This window comes from Solibacillus sp. FSL R5-0449, assembly GCF_037975215.1.
Lineage (GTDB): Bacteria > Bacillota > Bacilli > Bacillales_A > Planococcaceae > Solibacillus.
The window spans coordinates 2,592,713-2,611,848 of sequence record NZ_CP150239.1 but is presented as its reverse complement, the minus strand read 5'-3'; the positions used below and the strand labels follow the sequence as shown (position 1 = coordinate 2,611,848).

15 protein-coding genes are annotated in these 19,136 nt (G+C 40.1%); 13 read left to right on the top strand and 2 right to left on the bottom strand.

Features of this window, described 5'->3' with window-relative positions; genetic code table 11:
* The first annotated feature begins 27 nt into the window (after nt 1-27).
* A complete protein-coding gene (locus MKY27_RS13140; protein WP_339195569.1) occupies nt 28-834 on the top strand; it encodes a MetQ/NlpA family ABC transporter substrate-binding protein in 807 nt (268 codons plus the stop codon).
* Nucleotides 835-940: 106 nt separating this feature from the next.
* Here the strand turns inward: MKY27_RS13140 and MKY27_RS13135 are convergent, their stop codons facing one another.
* Entirely contained in the window at nt 941-1,843 is a 903-nt protein-coding gene (locus MKY27_RS13135; RefSeq protein ID WP_339199727.1) for a LysR family transcriptional regulator, read from the bottom strand.
* Nucleotides 1,844-1,961: 118 nt separating this feature from the next.
* On the opposite strand from MKY27_RS13135, the gene gltB reads away from it, so the two are divergent.
* The 8 genes from gltB to MKY27_RS13095 all read left to right on the top strand — a co-directional run bounded on the left by gltB (nt 1,962) and on the right by MKY27_RS13095 (nt 14,366).
* A complete protein-coding gene (gltB, locus tag MKY27_RS13130; protein ID WP_339195566.1) occupies nt 1,962-6,482 on the top strand; it encodes a glutamate synthase large subunit in 4,521 nt (1,506 codons plus the stop codon).
* A gap of 15 nt (nt 6,483-6,497) precedes the next feature.
* Nucleotides 6,498-7,979, top strand: a complete 1,482-nt coding sequence (gene gltD, locus MKY27_RS13125; RefSeq protein ID WP_339195564.1) for a glutamate synthase small subunit — start codon at nt 6,498-6,500, stop codon at nt 7,977-7,979.
* 641 nt (nt 7,980-8,620) lie between these two features.
* Nucleotides 8,621-9,400 (top strand): Fe-S cluster assembly ATPase SufC, encoded by a 780-nt coding sequence (gene sufC / locus MKY27_RS13120; RefSeq protein WP_008408673.1) that lies wholly within the window; start codon nt 8,621-8,623, stop codon nt 9,398-9,400.
* 18 nt (nt 9,401-9,418) lie between these two features.
* Nucleotides 9,419-10,726, top strand: a complete 1,308-nt coding sequence (gene sufD / locus MKY27_RS13115; RefSeq protein ID WP_339172854.1) for a Fe-S cluster assembly protein SufD — start codon at nt 9,419-9,421, stop codon at nt 10,724-10,726.
* Nucleotides 10,726-11,955, top strand: coding sequence for a cysteine desulfurase (locus MKY27_RS13110; RefSeq protein ID WP_339172851.1), 1,230 nt, complete (start codon nt 10,726-10,728; stop codon nt 11,953-11,955). Before sufD ends, MKY27_RS13110 begins: the two co-directional genes overlap by 1 nt.
* Nucleotides 11,945-12,385, top strand: coding sequence for a Fe-S cluster assembly sulfur transfer protein SufU (gene sufU, locus MKY27_RS13105; RefSeq protein ID WP_339195563.1), 441 nt, complete (start codon nt 11,945-11,947; stop codon nt 12,383-12,385). The genes MKY27_RS13110 and sufU overlap by 11 nt, the downstream gene beginning before the upstream one ends.
* Before the next feature lie 69 nt (nt 12,386-12,454).
* The gene (gene sufB / locus MKY27_RS13100) at nt 12,455-13,852 is read left to right on the top strand and encodes a Fe-S cluster assembly protein SufB (protein WP_339172847.1); all 1,398 of its coding nucleotides are present in this window, start codon (nt 12,455-12,457) and stop codon (nt 13,850-13,852) included.
* Between the two features lie 370 nt (nt 13,853-14,222).
* Entirely contained in the window at nt 14,223-14,366 is a 144-nt protein-coding gene (locus tag MKY27_RS13095; RefSeq protein ID WP_339172844.1) for a hypothetical protein, read from the top strand.
* 46 nt (nt 14,367-14,412) lie between these two features.
* Here MKY27_RS13095 and MKY27_RS13090 read toward each other — a convergent pair whose 3' ends face one another.
* Nucleotides 14,413-14,727: a thioredoxin family protein gene (locus MKY27_RS13090; RefSeq protein WP_339172842.1), complete on the bottom strand. Its 315-nt coding sequence runs from the start codon at nt 14,725-14,727 to the stop codon at nt 14,413-14,415.
* A 108-nt stretch (nt 14,728-14,835) separates the two neighbouring features.
* Between MKY27_RS13090 and MKY27_RS13085 the strand changes: the two genes are divergently transcribed.
* The 4 genes from MKY27_RS13085 to yunB all read left to right on the top strand — a co-directional run bounded on the left by MKY27_RS13085 (nt 14,836) and on the right by yunB (nt 19,060).
* Complete coding sequence (locus MKY27_RS13085; RefSeq protein WP_339195560.1) at nt 14,836-15,687, top strand: DUF72 domain-containing protein; 852 nt, start codon at nt 14,836-14,838, stop codon at nt 15,685-15,687.
* A 25-nt stretch (nt 15,688-15,712) separates the two neighbouring features.
* On the top strand, nt 15,713-17,077 hold the full coding sequence (locus tag MKY27_RS13080; RefSeq protein ID WP_339195557.1) for a bifunctional UDP-sugar hydrolase/5'-nucleotidase: 1,365 nt from the start codon (nt 15,713-15,715) through the stop codon (nt 17,075-17,077).
* Between the two features lie 66 nt (nt 17,078-17,143).
* Nucleotides 17,144-18,247, top strand: coding sequence for an HD-GYP domain-containing protein (locus MKY27_RS13075; protein WP_339195555.1), 1,104 nt, complete (start codon nt 17,144-17,146; stop codon nt 18,245-18,247).
* A gap of 42 nt (nt 18,248-18,289) precedes the next feature.
* The gene (gene yunB, locus MKY27_RS13070; RefSeq protein ID WP_339172831.1) at nt 18,290-19,060 is read left to right on the top strand and encodes a sporulation protein YunB; all 771 of its coding nucleotides are present in this window, start codon (nt 18,290-18,292) and stop codon (nt 19,058-19,060) included.
* Nucleotides 19,061-19,136: the final 76 nt, after the last annotated feature.

The window sequence follows — 19,136 nt, the reverse complement described above, 5'->3', positions numbered from 1 at the left end:
AAAAATAAAAAAGGGTAGGTAAAACAGATGAAAAAGTTATTATCAAGCGTTATTTTAGGAGCTTCAGTACTTGCTTTAGCAGCATGTGGAGGAGAAGATGAAAAATTAGTTGTTGGTGCTTCAAATACACCACACGCAGTTATCCTTGGAAAAGTTAAACCAATTTTAGAAGAGCAAGGTATTGAGCTTGAAATCGAGACATATACAGACTATGTACTTCCAAACCAAGATTTAGATAACGGTGATCTGGATGCAAACTACTTCCAGCATATTCCATACTTCGAAGCGCAAAAAGCAGATTTCGATTATGATTTTGCAAATGCTGGCGGTATTCATATCGAACCAATCGGTGTTTACTCTAAAAAATATTCATCTTTAGAAGAGCTTCCTGAAGGTGCAACAATTTTACTTTCTAATTCAGTAGCAGACCACGGTCGTATGCTTTCATTACTTGAAGCACAAGGTTTAATCACATTAGCAGAAGGTATCGATAAAACAAAAGCAGAAGTAAAAGACATTGTAGATAATCCGAAAAACTTCGTATTCGATGCAAACACTGCAGCTGAATTATTAGTTCAAATGTACGAAAATGAAGAAGGCGATGCGGTATTGATCAACTCAAACTTTGCAATCGACAACGGCATTAACCCATTGGAAGATTCAATCGCAATCGAGTCTAGTGAATCACCATATGTGAACATTATTGCAGTGAAATCCGGTGATGAAGATTCAAAAGAAATTAAAGCATTAGTAGAAGCACTACGCTCTAAAGAAGTTCAGGACTTTATCGTTGAAGAGTGGGGCGGCTCTGTAGTACCTGTTTCAGGCGAATAAAATAGAAATAATAAAAAAACCATTTTCTCTCTTTCGGGGAGAAAATGGTTTTTTTCTGGACTTAAAATGAATAAGGGATTTCTCCTTATCTATCTGTCCCAGTCTATTATTGGAAACGTGTTAACCGTGAATAAAAATTGGATATAAATTTGACGAATACTTCTTCGGATGGTGCAAGATCCCTTGATGTTGGTGCAATGATCCCAACTGTGCGTCTTATATTGGGCGTTGCGATGGGCACTTTTACAGTCATGCGCGGTGTTGAATCGTAAAGTGAACTTTCCGGTAAAAGTGTCACACCGATTCCGGCTGCCACAAGCCCTTTTAAAGCATCCATATCTTCTCCCTCGGAAGTAATATTTGGCATGAAGCCTACAGAGCGGCATGCATCAACAGCCACTTTATTTAAAATATAGCCTTCCGGAAAAAGTACAAATTGGTCATTACGCAAATCGACAAGATTAATCGACTCTTTTTTTGCGAGTGAATGTGTTGCGGGCAACAGAGCATGGATATTTTCGCTGAACAGCACGGTTGTATTGATTGCTTCGTCCTTTGGTGGCAATGGTCCAAGCAAAGCTAAATTCAGCTCGCGATTTTTGACTGCATCAATCAAATACTTATAAGAGCCCTGACGCAAATGGAAAGAAATTTCCGGATATTCTTTTTTAAACGCGGAAATGACAGTCGGCAATACATAGCTTGCTAAACTTGTAGGGAAACCAATTTTAATTGTCCCTTTTGCCGGATCTAAATATTCTTCCACCTGCTTTGCAGCAAAATCAATTCCCTTGAGTGCGGTAATACAATGTTCTAAAAAAATCTTCCCAACCGGCGTCAACTTTACGTTACGCCCAATTCGTTCAAAAAGCGGTGTGCCGAGTTCTTCTTCCAAGTTGGCAATTTGCCTGCTGATTGCAGACTGGGCAACGTGTAGATGCTCTGCTGCTTCCGAAATATGCTCTCGTTCTGCCACCTCTACAAAGTAACGTAACTGTCTTAATTCCACCATTTCCACCCCATTCATCTAAAAAGTAGATTGTTTATATCCAAACTATATATTGTTTATATTATTTCGAAAACTTTAAAATGTAAATACGGGATTGAAAGAATGAGGGGGAATGAATATGAGTTTTCATCAGTTACCAGAAGCACAAGGGTTATATAATCCTGAATTTGAACATGACGCATGCGGTATCGGCATGTATGCAAATATAAAAGGAATACCTTCACATCAGATTGTAAAAAAAGGATTAGAAATGTTATGTCGCTTAGAACACCGTGCAGGACGTGGCGGGGACGGCAAGACAGGTGATGGGGCAGGGCTGTTAGTTCAAATCCCACATGCGTTCTTTCAACAAAACTGTACTGAACTTAATTTACCTGAAATAGGTAAATATGGTGTTGGGCAAATATTTTTCACGGAAAATGAAAACGAACGCCTGAAAATTGAACAAAAGATGAACGAATTAATTGAACAGGAAAATCAGCAACTGATCGGCTGGAGAACTGCTCCGACAAATAAGGAAAATTTAAGTGAGATTGCTAAATCGACTGCACCGGTTGTTCGCCAAGTATTTATCCGTTCAAACGAAAACGATAATAAGGCGTTCGAACGAAAACTGTATGTCATCCGCAAACAGCTGGAACATTGGGCAACGCAGCAGCAATTCGAATTGTATATTCCAAGTCTTTCAAGTCAGACGATTGTTTTTAAAGGTTTGCTTTCACCAGAAGAAGTAAGTGAATTTTATGTGGATCTGCAGGACGAAAGCTTTGTATCCGCATTGGCACTCGTGCATTCACGTTACTCGACAAATACATTCCCATCATGGAAACGGGCCCACCCGAACCGCTATATCATCCATAATGGGGAGATTAACACATTGCGCGGCAATATTAACTGGATGCGTGCACGTGAGCAGCAATTCGTGTCTGAAGCGTTTGGGGATGACCTTGAAAAGCTGTTACCGATAATTGATACAACGGGTTCTGATTCATCGATGCTTGATAACGCATTTGAATTTTTTGTATTGGCTGGACGTTCACCTGCAGAAACAGCAATGATGATGATTCCGGAGCCATGGACAGAAAATCCGCGAATTGATGAAGACCGAAAAGCGTTTTATCAATATCATGCAAGCTTAATGGAGCCTTGGGATGGACCGACTGCTATTTGTTTCACGGATGGTAAACAGATCGGGGCAATTTTAGACCGTAACGGCTTGCGTCCGGGAAGACTATATGTGACAAAAGACGATCATGTTATCTTCTCATCTGAGACAGGGGTTGTCGATTACGCTGAGGAAGACATTCTTTATAAAGACCGATTAAGCCCAAGTCGCATGCTGTTAATTGATTTGGAACAAGGGAAAATCATTTCGGATGACGAGCTGAAATCTGCAGCAGCGGCAGAAAAACCGTATGCAGCATGGCTGGAAGAAAATATGATCAAACTTGAAGAGAAGGATGAGCAGTTACCGGAAATTAATGATCTTACTTTACGCCAGAAAATTCACGGTTACACATTTGAGGACATACAAAAATATATTGTACCTCTTGCAAATGAAGGAAAAGATCCGCTTGGTTCAATGGGAAATGATACACCATTAGCTGTTCTGTCAGATAGACCGCAATCCTTGTTTAATTACTTTAAGCAGCTATTTGCACAAGTAACAAACCCGCCGATTGATTCGATTCGTGAACATGTCGTGACATCGACAATGACATTGCTTGGAGCAGAAGGCGATTTATTACAGCCAAATGCACAAAATGCACGTCGCCTCTTGCTGAAAACGCCGGTTTTAACGACTGCAGAATATGAGCAAATCGTAAATAATAACGAAGAACATTTTGAAGTGGCGGAAATCTCGCTAAAATTCACGGAAAATTTAGAAAGTGAACTTAACAGAATCAAAACAGAAGCAGAAGCGGCGATCTTTGGCGGCAAGACAATCATTGTACTGTCTGATTATATGGATGACGCTAAGCAGCTAACAATGCCTGTTCTTTTGGCAGCGAGTACAATCCATCAATATTTAGTACGAATCGGTTTACGTACGAAGGCAAGCATTATCGTTAACAGTGCGGAAGTTCGGGAAGTTCATCATTTTGTTGCACTGATCGGCTTCGGTGTGGATGCGATTCACCCATACTTAGCCTATGCAACGATTGATGAAGCAATTGAAAAAGGTCATTTATCTGTACCGTTTGAAAATGCGGTTCAAAAATTCAGAAAAGGTGCAGCGGACGGTGTCGTAAAAGTAATGTCGAAGATGGGGATTTCAACAGTCCAATCTTATCGCGGTGCCCAAGTATTTGAAGCAGTCGGAATTTCAAAGGAAGTGATTGACGAATACTTCACAGGTACAGCTTCACAAATTGACGGCATTGACTTACAAACAATCGGTGAAGAAGCGAGACGCCGCCATGAGGATGCAATGCAATCGATGTCAGCACAGCTGCAATCAGGTTCAGATTTCCAATGGCGTGCAGATGGGGAGCATCACGCATTCAATCCGAAAACAATCCATACTCTTCAGTGGGCTACACGTAAAAATGATTTCGGTTTATACCGGATGTATGCGGAAATGGCCAATGAGGAACGAATCGGGTTTTTACGTAATTTATTCGACTTTAAAAAAAATGAACGCAAAATCCCGATGGAAGAAATCGAGTCAGTGGATTCCATTGTGAAACGCTTCAAATCAGGGGCTATGTCGTTTGGTTCGTTATCGAAAGAAGCACACGAAACGTTAGCAGTAGCGATGAACCGCCTAGGCGCACGCTCAAACTCTGGTGAGGGTGGGGAAGATCCGGCTCGTTTTACAATCGAACCGAATGGTGACAACAAGCGCAGTGCAATTAAACAAATTGCTTCAGGACGTTTTGGGGTGAAATCGCATTATTTAGTAAATGCCGATGAGCTGCAGATTAAAATGGCGCAAGGAGCGAAACCGGGCGAAGGCGGTCAGCTGCCAGGCAATAAAGTATATCCATGGGTAGCGGATGTACGCGGTTCAACTCCTGGGGTAGGGTTAATTTCACCGCCGCCGCATCACGATATCTACTCAATCGAGGATATGGCACAATTAATTCACGATTTAAAAAATGCAAACCGTCATGCAAGAATTTCTGTAAAGCTCGTGGCTAAAGCAGGTGTTGGTACAATTGCTGCCGGTGTTGCTAAAGGGGCAGCAGATGTTATCGTCATTTCAGGCTATGACGGTGGTACAGGGGCGTCGCCGAAAACATCGATCAAGCATACTGGCTTACCGTGGGAGCTTGGTTTAGCTGAAGCGCATCAAACATTGATGCTCAATGGACTGCGCGACCGCGTGACACTGGAAACAGACGGTAAGCTCATGACGGGCAAAGATGTTGTAATGGCAGCACTATTAGGAGCAGAGGAATTTGGCTTTGCGACAGCACCGTTAATCGTTTTAGGCTGTGTTATGATGCGTGCCTGTCATTTGGATACTTGTCCAGTAGGCGTAGCAACACAAAATCCTGAACTTCGTGCTAAATTTATGGGGTCAGCAGATCATGTTGTTAATTATATGCGTTTTGTTGCAGAGGAAATGCGTGAATATATGAGTATTTTAGGATTCCGTACTGTGGAAGAGATGGTCGGTCGTACAGATGTACTGAAAATTGCTGATCGTACGGCAAAACATTGGAAAGCAAGCCAGCTTGATTTAACGGCATTGCTTCATCAAATCCAAGGAACACGCACGAAGCAGCATCAGCAAAACCATAATATAGAGGAAAGCTTTGATTTACGCGAGTTATTGCCGAAAGTGTCAAAGGCAATTGAGGGCAATGAACGCATCGAATTAAATTATCCGATTAAAAATACAGACCGTGTAATGGGAACGATTATCGGCAGTGAAATTTCCCGCAAGTACGGGGAAGCAGGCTTACCTGATAACACAATTAACTTAACGTTTACAGGTCATGCCGGCCAAAGCTTCGGCGCATTTATCCCAAGAGGCATGTCGATGCGCGTAGTCGGGGATGTGAATGATTACTTCGGTAAAGGTTTGTCAGGAGGAAAAGTGACAGCCATTGCACCGATTAAAGGTGAACAAGAGAAAAACGTCATTGCCGGAAATGTTTGTTTATACGGGGCAACAAGCGGTAAAGCCTTTATTAACGGGCGTGCAGGACATCGATTCGGTGTTCGTAATTCAGGTGCTGAAATCGTTGTTGAAGGGATTGGAGATCACGGCTGTGAGTATATGACTGGCGGTAAGATCGTTGTATTAGGTGATGTCGGTCAAAACTTTGGTGCCGGAATGTCTGGAGGAATCGGCTATATTCTGCCGAGTGACGAGGAAAAGTTCAAAGCACAATGCAATATGGAAATGATCCATTTTGAAAAAATGACAGACAAAGCGGAGATCGAATCTGTTCGTCAGTTAATTATTCAGCATTTGGAAGAAACAGATAGTTCTTACGCATTGGATGTATTAGCGAAGTGGGAGCAATTTGTTCCGAAGTTCGTAAAAGTTGTGCCAACGGATTATAAGATAATGGTAGATAAAATAAATCAATACACTGCAACTGGTTCAGCGAAAGAAGATGCAGCAATGCAGGCATTTACGGAAGTGACGACTAGTCAGAAGAAGCTTGTAAGCACAAAATAAGAGGGGGTTTCTAGCATGGGAAAAGCAACGGGTTTTATGGAATTCAAACGAGAGAAAGTTCAAGAACAACGACCACTAGAGCGTCTTTCAAATTGGGGTGAATATACAAGCAGGCTATCTGATGAAAAATTACAGACACAAGGTGCGCGCTGCATGGATTGCGGAACACCATTTTGCCATATGGGGATTGAAATTCGCGGTACAGCAGCAGGCTGTCCGATTCAAAATGTCATCCCTGAATGGAATGACTTAGTCTATAAAGGGAAATGGCAGGAAGCGTTGGAACGTTTGCATATGACGAATAATTTCCCTGAATTCACCGGCCGTGTCTGCCCTGCACCATGTGAAGGGTCCTGTACACTGGCTATTACGGATCCGGCTGTAGCGATTAAATCAATTGAACGTACGATCATTGATAAAGGGTTTGAAAACGGCTGGATCACACCGCGCATCCCGGCAACGCGTACTGGCTATAAAGTGGCGATTGTCGGTTCAGGTCCTGCCGGCTTAGCAGCTGCAGATCAACTGAACCAGCTTGGCCATTCTGTAACAGTGTTCGAACGTTCCGACAGATTTGGCGGGTTATTAATGTATGGTATCCCGAATATGAAGCTTGAAAAAGATGTGATTGAACGTCGTGTTCACTTATTATCATTGGAAGGCATCGATTTCGTTGCAAATACAGAAATCGGTAAAGATATAACAAAAGAGCAATTACAAGCAGATTTCGATGCGGTCATTTTATGTACAGGAGCTCAAAAACAACGGGTTCTTCATCTAGAAGGAAGTGATGCAGGCAATATTCATTTAGCGATGGATTATTTAACAGATGTTACGAAAAGCCTGCTAGATTCTGATTTTGAAGATAATCAGGCATTAAATGTTGAAGGAAAAGATGTCATTGTAATTGGTGGCGGTGATACAGGGGCTGACTGTGTAGCAACAGCACTTCGTCAAAAATGCCGTTCTGTCTACCAATTCGGTAAACATCCGCAACAGGCCACTGCTCGTACAGATGAAACGATGTGGCCAAAAGACCCGAACATTTACACAATGGATTACGCTTATGCCGAAGCAGACGCAAAATTTGGCCGTGATCCACGGGAATATTGCATTCAAACTACGAAAATTGATAAAGATAGCGATGGTAATGTAAAAGCACTTCACACAATTCAAATGGAAAAAATTCTTGGTGAAGATGGCTTCCACTTCTTTAAAGAGTTGCCGGGTACTGAGAAAGTATGGCCGGCACAGCATGTATTTGTCGCAATCGGCTTTGAAGGTGCTGAAAAAGAAACGCCGGAACATTTCGGAGTAGAATTAACAAACAACCGCATCCGTGCATCGATTAAAGACTACGAAACAAGTATTCCTGGTGTATTTGCTGCCGGTGATGCACGCCGAGGCCAAAGCCTGGTCGTATGGGCAATCAAAGAAGGCCGCGGAGTAGCTGCAAGTGTTCATTATTATTTAAGTGAAATGCTAGTGAAAAATTAATAAAATCGTTTAAACGGATTTTTACAAAATTGATTGGAATGGAGGGCGAGTGTTCGTGCTGACGGTTTCACCTTTCGCACTGCTAAAACACTAGCTGACGGCTATGCCTTTCGCTACAAGCAAACCTTCCAGCGGGAATAACAAAATTTATTTTGCGACGATAGCGAAGCGCCAGGAGCACCGATGCCTGAGACTTAGGGACAAAAGCTAAGAGCGCCACGTCCTGTGGCAACGCTTTTGTGACCAACATCGTGTTGGCCCCACGCCGTGCCCGCGGAAAGCGTCCCGGAATGGAAATCAATTTTACACACTGCAAAAACGTCATTTTTCTCCCATAGAAAAATGGCGTTTTTTAGTTTTGCTCAAACTTTAAATATTTTTGGGGGAATTTAATAACAACCATTTTAATAAGTGAAATTAATTCTCAATTAAAGGATTGCTATTGAAAAAATGAAAAGCTAAATTATTACTATTTAAATAGTAGAAATAAACTGCAGTAAAGCGTTTTCTAAGATTGATAGGGATTTTTTAATTAAAATCATTCTAAACTATTTGCAACCCACAATCATTTCGGTTAAGATTGGTAATGAACTTAATTTGGCGTACAGAAAGTATGCAAATGAATATTTGGAGGTAATTTAATGTCAACATTAGAAATTAAAGATCTTCACGTTGAAATCGACGGAAAAGAGATTTTAAAAGGTGTAAATCTAACTATCAATACAAACGAAGTACATGCGATCATGGGTCCTAACGGTACTGGTAAATCGACATTAGCTTCTGCAATTATGGGTCACCCAAAATATGAAGTAACTTCAGGTGAAATCTACCTTGATGGTGAAAATGTTTTAGAAATGGAAGTAGATGAGCGTGCACAAGCTGGTTTATTCCTTGCTATGCAATACCCATCAGAAATTCCTGGTGTAACAAACGCGGACTTCTTACGTTCAGCAATCAATGCTCGTCGTGAAGAAGGACAAGAAATTTCATTAATGAAATTCATCCGTGAATTAGATAAAACAATGGAATTCCTTGAAATGCCTGAAGAGATGTCTCAACGATACTTAAACGAAGGCTTCTCAGGCGGTGAGAAAAAACGTAACGAAATTCTACAAATGATGATGATCAAACCAACATTCGGTATTTTAGATGAAATCGACTCTGGTTTAGATATCGATGCATTAAAAGTAGTTTCAAAAGGTATTAACGAAATGCGCGGCGAAGGTTTCGGCTGCTTAATGATCACTCACTACCAACGTTTATTAAACTACATCACTCCTGACCATGTTCACGTAATGATGCAAGGTAAAGTTGTAAAATCAGGTGGTGCTGAATTAGCACAACGCTTGGAAGCAGAAGGTTATGAGTGGATTAAAGCTGAATTAGGTATTGAAGATACTGAAGAAGTAACAGAAGCATAATTAAGGAGGACGACGAAGATGACGGTTGAAACAAAATTAGCGTTATCAGCAGAAGAAGTACGCTCGTTCTCGCAAAAACATGCTGAACCAGCAACATTTGCTGATTTCCGTGTGAGCGCAATGGAAAAAGCTGCTGCGCTTGACTTACCAAAACCAGACAGAACGAACATTAGCAAGTGGAACTTCATTGATTTCCCTAACCACACAGTAGAAAGCGCTCCATTTAATTCATTGGAAGAGCTGCCTGTAGAAGTGAAATCAGTAGTTGATATTGAAACACAAGAAAACCTGTATATCCAACGCAACAATACACCGGCATTCATTAAAGTTTCAGAAGAACTGAAAAACAAAGGTGTAATTTTCACGGATATCCAAACAGCGGTTCGCGATCATAAAGATTTAGTTGAAAAATACTTTATGACGACAGCTGTAAAAGTGGATGAGCATAAATTAACGGCTTACCATGCAGCACTAGTAAACGGTGGTATTTTCGTATACGTACCACGCAACGTTGTAATTGAAGCACCTCTACAAGTTGTATTTTTAAATGACGATGCAGAAGCTTCATTATTTAACCACGTGTTAGTAGTAGCGGAAGAGTCTTCGGCTGTTACTTATGTTGAAACTTATATTTCTACATTTGACGAAGCACATGGTCAAGTAAACGTTGTAACAGAAGTAATCGCAAAAGATAATGCACAAGTAACATTCGGTGCAGTCGACAACTTGGCTCATGGCTATACTTCTTATGTAAACCGCCGTGGACATGCTGAGCGCGATGCAAAAATTGACTGGGCATTAGGTTTAATGACGAACTCAGATACAATTTATGAAAATACTACAAACCTAGTTGGCGACAACTCTACTTCAGATTTCAAAATGGTAACTGTAGGTAGTGGAGATCAAAAACTTAACTTCACAACATTAATCCGTCAATGGGGTAAAAATTCCGACGGTCAAATTTTAAAACACGGTGTAATGAAAGATTCTGCACAATCAATCTTTAACGGAATCGGTCATATTATGCATGGTGGTACAAAAGCAAATGCAGAACAAGAGTCTCGTGTACTGATGCTTTCAGAAGGTGCACGCGGTGACGCTAACCCGATTCTATTAATTGATGAAGATGATGTAACAGCAGGACACGCGGCATCTGTTGGACGTGTTGACCCAACTCAACTGTACTACTTAATGAGTCGTGGTATTTCTAAAGCAGAAGCAGAGCGCCTTGTAATTCATGGATTCCTTGCGCCAGTTGTTGCTAAATTGCCAATCGAAGGCGTTAAAAAGCAGCTGACGGAGGTTATCGAAAGGAAAGTTCGATAATGATACCTAACGATATTAAAAGTTATTTTCCAATTCTAAATCAGGAAGTCAATGGACATCCTTTAGTTTATTTGGATAGTGCGGCTACATCTCAAAAGCCAATTCAAGTTATTGAAGCAATCTCAAATTACTATAATTTAGATAACTCAAACGTTCACCGTGGTGTTCATACACTTGGTAACCGTGCTACGGATTCCTATGAAGGTGCTCGTGAAAAAGTTCGTAAATTCATTAATGCTAGTTCAACACAAGAAGTAATTTTCACTCGTGGTACAACGACAGCACTTAATACAGTTGCTGCAGGCTATGGTCGCCAAAATGTACAAGAAGGTGATGAAATTGTCATTACGTACATGGAACACCATTCAAACATTATTCCATGGCAGCAGCTTGCAAAAGAAAAAGGCGCGGTATTGAAATATATCGACCTTGAAGCAGACGGTACAATTTCACTGGAAAAAGTACGTGAAACAATTACGCCACAAACGAAAATTGTTTCTATGATGTATGTTTCAAACGTATTAGGTACGATCAACCCGATTAAAGAAGTTGCACAGATTGCCCATGAAAATGGTGCGGTAGTTGTTGCTGATTTAGCTCAGGCAGCACCGCATTTGAAGGTAGACGTTCAAGATCTGGATGTAGACTTTGCGGCATTTTCAGGACATAAAATGTGTGCACCAACTGGAATTGGGGTACTATATGGTAAAAAGGCGCTTCTTGAAGAAATGGAACCAGTAGAGTTTGGCGGAGAAATGATTGACTTCGTAGGTTTATATGAATCAACATGGAAAGAGTTACCGTGGAAATTCGAGGGTGGTACGCCGATTATTGCAAGTGCAATTGGCTTAGGTGCCGCAATCGACTTTTTAGAGGAAATCGGATTAGACAATATTGCAGCCCACGAACATAAGTTGGCTGGTTATGCAATGGATCAATTGGAAACGATTGACGGTCTTCAGATTTTCGGTCCACGTGACCCGATGAAACGATGCGGACTTGTTACATTCAACCTAGATGACGTGCATCCACATGATGTGGCGACAGTATTGGATATGAGTGGAATCGCAGTTCGCGCAGGACATCATTGCGCCCAACCTTTAATGAAATGGCTTCAAGTAACAGCAACAGCACGAGCAAGCTTCTACATGTACAATGATGAAGAAGATGTGGATCGTCTAGTTGCAGGATTGCGCTCAGCGAAGGAGTATTTTGGCGATGTCTTTTAATAATTTAGATCAACTTTATCGTTCCGTAATTATGGACCACTATAAAAACCCTCGTAACAAAGGGGCTCTTGAAGAAAACAGTGTGACAATCGATATGAATAACCCTACTTGCGGTGACCGTATCCATTTAACACTGAAGTTAAACGATGGGGTCGTAGAAGATGCGAAGTTTGATGGAGAAGGCTGTTCTATCTCCATGTCTTCAGCCTCAATGATGACTCAAATTGTCAAAGGCAAAAAATTGGACGAAGCTTTGGAACTGGCAGATATTTTCTCGAAAATGATGCTGGGCGAAGATTTTGACGATGAAAAGTACGACCTTGGGGATGTTGAAGCACTGCAAGGTGTAGCTAAATTCCCGGCACGTATCAAATGCGCTACATTAGCTTGGAAAGCGATGGAAAAAGGCGTAAACAACGAAAAGAACTAAAAAGTAGTAAGGCTAAAGTGTGTTTATGCACATTTTAGCACTTCTCAATAGATGAACGGAGGAGACAACATGGCTAAAAAAATGCCTGAAATCGGCGATTACAAGTATGGCTTCCATGACAAGGACGTATCTATTTTCCGTTCTGAACGTGGACTTACAGCAGATATCGTTCGTGAAATCTCAAGTATGAAGGAAGAGCCTCAGTGGATGCTTGACTACCGCTTAAAAGCTCTTGAAAAATTCTATGAAATGCCAATGCCTCAATGGGGCGGTGACCTAGCGTCATTAAACTTCGATGAAATTACGTATTACGTAAAACCATCTGAAGCAACAGAACGTTCTTGGGATGAAGTACCTGAAGAAATCAAAGCAACATTCGATAAATTAGGTATTCCTGAAGCTGAACAAAAATATCTTGCAGGTGTATCTGCTCAGTATGAATCTGAAGTAGTTTACCACAACATGAAACAAGACCTTACTGACTTAGGTATTGTGTTCAAAGATACTGACTCGGCATTAAAAGAAAACGAAGAAATCTTCAAAAAACACTGGGGTACAGTAATCCCTTATACAGATAACAAATTCGCAGCATTAAACTCTGCAGTTTGGTCTGGTGGTTCATTTATTTATATGCCTAAAGGCGTTAAATTAGACACACCATTACAAGCATACTTCCGTATTAACTCTGAAAATATGGGTCAATTCGAACGTACGCTAATCATCGTAGACGAAGATGCATCAGTACACTACGTAGAAGGTTGTACAGCACCAGTTTACACAACAAACTCTCTACACTCGGCTGTAGTTGAAATCATCGTTAAAAAGAACGCTTACTGCCGTTACACAACGATTCAAAACTGGGCGAACAACGTTTATAACCTTGTTACAAAACGTACAGTTGTTGAAGAAAACGGTACAATGGAATGGATCGACGGTAACATCGGTTCAAAATTAACAATGAAATACCCTGCTTGTATCCTTAAAGGTGAAGGCGCACGTGGTATGACATTATCAATTGCCATTGCAGGTAAAGGTCAACACCAACACGCTGGTGCGAAAATGATTCACTTAGCACCAAACACATCTTCAACAATCGTTTCAAAATCGATTGCTAAACAAGGTGGTAAAGTTACGTATCTTGGTCAAGTAAGATTCGGTAAAAATGCTAAAGGTGCACGTTCGAACATCGAGTGTGACACATTAATCATGGATAACGAATCTACTTCTGATACAATTCCTTACAACGAAATCTTAAATGATAACGTTTCTTTAGAGCACGAAGCGAAAGTTTCTAAAGTATCTGAAGAGCAATTGTTCTACTTAATGAGCCGTGGTGTTTCTGAAGAAGAAGCGACAGAAATGATCGTAATGGGCTTCATCGAGCCATTCACAAAAGAATTACCAATGGAATATGCAGTAGAAATGAACCGTCTAATCAAATTCGAGATGGAAGGTTCTATCGGATAATTTCTATCCAGGCACCTGTCTCCGATTTATCGGAGACAGGTTTTTTTTATTGTTGGATGTCTCTTGGATATTTACTTTGACTAAAATCTCTCTTAGTATGACTAAAAAAATGCCGAAGTTGGCCAAATAGCAAGTAGCGTTGACTAAATTGCTAAATAAGATGACTAAAATGATAAATAACTTGACTAAAATTATTTGCCGGGCGTCCCATACCTCAAATGCAAACCTGTTAATTTAGCAAAATTGTGTTGAATTCGTGAAGAAATAAACAACTTTACTAGAAAGATTTAAGAAAGCGCAGAGTATCCATTTACAATAATTGTATTAGATGGAATAATGGATTTAGATATATACATAAAGGAGCGACAAAATGGAAAACTTATTTTGGCCAGTAGTTTTAGGGGTTCCGGGTGCTGTAGTTGTAGTTGCAGTAGCACTCACTTTTTGGGCTTTAGGGGAAAAGAAGAACGGTAAGATGATGAAAAATGAAGAGCATGAAGGTATTATTAAATAATATTAAAATGGCTTCAAACGACTGCTTATGCGTTTGAAGCTTTTTTCTATTTTAAGTTGGAAACAAAGTTTTCGATTTCCTGTTGTGTTTTACGGTCTTTGCTGACGAAACGACCAAGTTCCTTGCCATTTTCATAGGCTAGAAAGCTCGGAATACCAATAATGCCTAAATCAATACATAAGTCCAGAAACTTATCACGGTCAACTTTAACGAATGTATATTCGGGAAATTTTTCAACGACTTCCGGCATAAACGGATCAATAAAACGGCAATCTCCACACCAGTCGGCTGTAAATTCGAAAATAACGGCTGAACTGCTTTTAAATTGCTCAAATTCCTCTGTTGATTGTAAAATATGCATAAACTTGTCCTCCTTTTTTCTATTATTATGATAGGAAATGTAGCTTTTTGCAATGAATGACCATTGAAAAGGGTAAGGTATTATACAATGCTAGAGAGGTGAAGAACGATGATTTCAATCGGCTTAACTGGTTGGGGAGATCACCCGGAAGTATATAGTGAAGTTACAGCAGCAAAAGATAAATTATTTGATTATAGCGGGCATTTTCCTGTCGTAGAATTAGATACGTCCTTTTATGCAATACCATCACCGGCAAACGTTGAGAAATGGTGCAAAGAAACACCGGATAGCTTCCAGTTTGTCGTGAAGGCTTATCAGGGCATGACAGGTCATTTGCGCGAGGAACTGCCTTTTGAGACGAAAAATGATATGTTCAACGCATTCCGAAATTGTGCCGATACATTTAAAAAGCATAATAAGCTTGCAATGGTCCTTGTTCAATTTCCACCTTGGTTTGACTGCCAAGGAAAAAACGTTCAATATATTCGATATATAAAGCAACAATTACAAGGTTATCCAATTGCCATTGAGTTTCGAAACCAAACTTGGTACAGCCCGCAAATGAAAGAGAAGACACTGCAGTTTTTGAAGGATCATGAACTGATTCATACGGTCTGTGATGAACCGCAGGCAGGAAACGGCTCTGTTCCTTTTGTTCCGATTGCTACCAGTGGGAAGGTACTTGTACGTATTCACGGGCGCAATGTACATGGCTGGCGAAATATAGGGCATGGGGAGAACTGGCGCAAAGTTCGGTTTTTATATGATTATAATGAAGAAGAATTGCAGAAACTTGCAGAGGAAGTAACATTTTTGGCTCGCCAGTCAAAACATGTTTTTGTCTTATTTAATAATAATTCGGGAGGACATGCAGCAAAAAATGCAAAGCGAATGCAGCAAATTCTTGATCTTGAATTTGATGGTTTAGCGCCAAAGCAATTAGGTCTTTTTGAAGAATAATGTAGAGCGAGGTGGCAATGCAAAAGTGCGAGAAGTAATTCATATATTCCATACGAATGATTTGCATAGTCATTTTACGTACTGGAAGCGCAGTCAGTCGTTTATTCAAATACAACGTCAAATACTGGCCGGAAAAGGTGAAACTAGCTTCTTGGTTGATTTAGGAGATCATTTGGACCGTTCCAATTTATATACAGAGGCAACACTAGGCAAAGGGAATATCAAAATGCTGAATGATGCTGATTATGATGTAGTGACAATCGGAAACAATGAAGGCATAACGCTCTCCTATAATCTGCTTTATCAGCTATATGATGATGCAAAGTTCGAGGTAGTTGTTGCAAATCTATATTCACAATCAGAACAAAATCCCCAGTGGATGAAACCTTATACAATATTAACTACCCAGTACGGCACAAAAATCGCTGTAATAGCTGCAACTGCCCCGTTTGATCTGTTTTATAAGGAACTTGGCTGGGACGTAACAAACCCGCGCAAAGAGCTTGTGAAGCGGGCATTTGAATTAAAAAAACAGGCGGATATAATTGTTTGTTTATCTCATTTAGGCATTACCGAAGATGAATTGCTGGCACAGGAATGCCCGATCATCGATGTGATCTTCGGTTCACACACACATCATGTATTTGAAAAAGGTAAAATGGAAAACAATGTCCTTTTAACCGGAGGCGGAAAGTTTGGACAGTATACCGGTCAGTTAACGATGGAATTTGACCACGTGTCTCGTAAATTAGTAGAAAAATCAGATCAATTATATGAAAATGCTCTTTTACCGACTGTCGAAGAAGAAGAACAATGGTTGTCCAATCTACAAAAAGAAGCAAAGGCTATAATGGAAAAACCTATTTTCAATTTAACGAAACCATACAATAAAGAATGGTTTCACCGCTCTCAATTATCGGATTTATTTGCAGAATGTATGTATGATTATACAGAAGCCGATTGTGTCATGTTCAATGCAGGAATCTTTGTTGAACCATTGCGAAAAGGGTTAATTTCTACATATGATCTTCATAAAATTTTTCCCCATCCGATAAATATATGTGTTGTTCAAATAACAGGTAATGAATTAAAAGAAATTTTCACTCAATCGGAAAATGAAGAATGGCCGCGTCTTGAATTAAAAGGCCTTGGCTTTAGAGGTGTTATTTTCGGGAAAATCTTGAACTACGGTATTGAGATGACGAAGCAGCGAGAACTTAATATTAACGGAGAACTCATGGTGCCGGATCGAATTTACCGTTTAGCAACGCTGGATCTGTTTACATTCGGCTATTTTTTCCCAAGTTTTAAGTATGCAAAAAAACAATATATGCTGCCGGAATTTATCCGGGATGTGTTTAAAAATTATTGTATGAAAAAGTTTCAATAAAATTTCCCAAAAGCCCCTTTCCAATTATATAATGAACGTAATAGTAGAATGGAGAAATTAGTATAGATGCGATTAATATCGATAAATGTTTTGAAAGAAGGTATGGCAGTCGGCAGAACGATCTGGAATGAAGCCGGACATCCGCTGCTTCATAAAAATGTCATTGTAACTAGCCGGATTATTGAAAGGCTGCGAGCACTAAATATTCATTATTTATACATTGATGATAAACTATCAGCCGGAATTGAAATTGAAGAAACGATTGAGCCGTTAAAAAGAATGGAAGCCGTTAAAAACATGGCGAAATCGTTCGAAAATGTAAAGAATGCGAAACGGGATCAGGCATCATATGTACTTGATCAACAGTCAAAAGTAATTGGCTTAATTGTCGATGATATTATGAATGCGATTATTAATAGCGAAGAAGTATTAATGGTGCTGACGGATGCTTATTTGTATGACAAATATATTTACCAGCATTCATTCCAAGTAGCCTTGTATTCAATCGCGATTGCTAAAGAAATGGGCTATTCATACGAAGACATACGATTAATTGGAATTGGGGCAATTTTACATGATGTGGGAAAGCTGCTTATTTCGCCTGATATATTATTAAAACCGAGTAACTTAACGGATGAAGAGTATGAAGAGATGAAAAACCATGCCCGTTACGGGTTTGATTTATTACGCAATTTACATTCAGTATCATTGCTTGTAGCTCATTGCGCGTTCCAGCATCATGAACGTATTGATGGGAGCGGATATCCGCGGGGTCTTGTTAACAATGAAATTCATCCGTTTGCAAAAATTATCGCTGTTGCGGACGTATTTGATGCGTTGACGTCCAATCGGATTTACCGAAAGAAAATGTTGCCGTCAGAAGCGATATCTATCATCAGTAGGGGTGACGGGAAGCAGTTTGATGCAAAGGTAATGGAGGCTTTCCGACGGAGTGTCGTCCATTACGCAAATGGATCAATTGTACTGCTGTCAGATGAACGACGGGGAATTGTATCAAAGCAAAATATTGTTGATGTGACACGTCCTTGGATTCGTATTTTCCAGGAGAACGGCAAAATGTTGGACGCTACATATGAAATATGTTTAAGTGATTACCCGACAGTCGACATAAAAAAAGTCGATGTAGATTTTGAAGTAAATGTAGTATAGAAAAATCCTCCTGCTCATATTTTATGGGAAGGAGGATTTTTTTTGCGTTTTCGTAAAAGAAAGTGGAATTCCTATGGCAGAAGAAGGGGCAAAATGCATAATGCCGTAACAGTCGTTATCGTCAGTATTATCGGTATGGTTTGTTTTAGTATATATGTAATTAACGATAGATTAATGCCAACCTATTTACAGTACGCTGAAGTCCAAACATTTAAAGTAGCCTCATATGTTGTGAGTAAAGCAATTAATTCAAGGACATCAAGTGTGTTAGATGTAAATGATGTCATCGTTGATTTACCGACCCAATCAGACGATATGATTACGACAAAATTCAATACGGAAATCATTAACCAAGTACGGGCAGAAACAACAGCATTAGTAAAAGAATATTTAGAGCAGGCCGAAAATGGAGATTTATCGCATTTGCCGAATTTGGAAAATGTAGAATATGACGTTGGAAAAATGGAAGCCGGGGACGGAATCGTGTTTTTCGTTCCGTTAGGGCAGGCTTTAAACCTTCCGATTATCGGGAATTTAGGGCCGAAAATACCGATTCGCTTTCATATTATTGGGAATGTAAGCAGCAATGTGGAATCAACAGTAAGTGAATTTGGTATAAACAATGCAATTGTGGAAGTGAATTTACTCATTGGCGTGAATGTTCAAATTATCGTGCCATTTGCCAGCAAATCAGCGGCAGTAGAACAGAAAATCCCGATAGCCATTGGTTTAGTAAGAGGAACAGTGCCGCATATTTATAGTGCAGGTGAAGGAGCACAGCCGTCTATCGAAGTACCAATCCCTTATGAATAGTAACTTAATTATGATAAATTCAAATTATAAGAATACTCTGTTGTTGGAAATTGGTTAATATGATACTCTGACATCA

Bases quoted from the DNA above. Each gene is read 5' to 3' on its own strand.
- MKY27_RS13140 (WP_339195569.1), top strand. From the start codon at position 28: ATGAAAAAGTTATTATCAAGCGTTATTTTAGGAGCTTCAGTACTTGCT.
- gltB (WP_339195566.1), top strand. From the start codon at position 1,962: ATGAGTTTTCATCAGTTACCAGAAGCACAAGGGTTATATAATCCTGAA.
- gltD (WP_339195564.1), top strand. From the start codon at position 6,498: ATGGGAAAAGCAACGGGTTTTATGGAATTCAAACGAGAGAAAGTTCAA.
- sufC (WP_008408673.1), top strand. From the start codon at position 8,621: ATGTCAACATTAGAAATTAAAGATCTTCACGTTGAAATCGACGGAAAA.
- sufD (WP_339172854.1), top strand. From the start codon at position 9,419: ATGACGGTTGAAACAAAATTAGCGTTATCAGCAGAAGAAGTACGCTCG.
- MKY27_RS13110 (WP_339172851.1), top strand. From the start codon at position 10,726: ATGATACCTAACGATATTAAAAGTTATTTTCCAATTCTAAATCAGGAA.
- sufU (WP_339195563.1), top strand. From the start codon at position 11,945: ATGTCTTTTAATAATTTAGATCAACTTTATCGTTCCGTAATTATGGAC.
- sufB (WP_339172847.1), top strand. From the start codon at position 12,455: ATGGCTAAAAAAATGCCTGAAATCGGCGATTACAAGTATGGCTTCCAT.
- MKY27_RS13095 (WP_339172844.1), top strand. From the start codon at position 14,223: ATGGAAAACTTATTTTGGCCAGTAGTTTTAGGGGTTCCGGGTGCTGTA.
- MKY27_RS13090 (WP_339172842.1), bottom strand. From the start codon at position 14,727: ATGCATATTTTACAATCAACAGAGGAATTTGAGCAATTTAAAAGCAGT.
- MKY27_RS13085 (WP_339195560.1), top strand. From the start codon at position 14,836: ATGATTTCAATCGGCTTAACTGGTTGGGGAGATCACCCGGAAGTATAT.
- MKY27_RS13075 (WP_339195555.1), top strand. From the start codon at position 17,144: ATGCGATTAATATCGATAAATGTTTTGAAAGAAGGTATGGCAGTCGGC.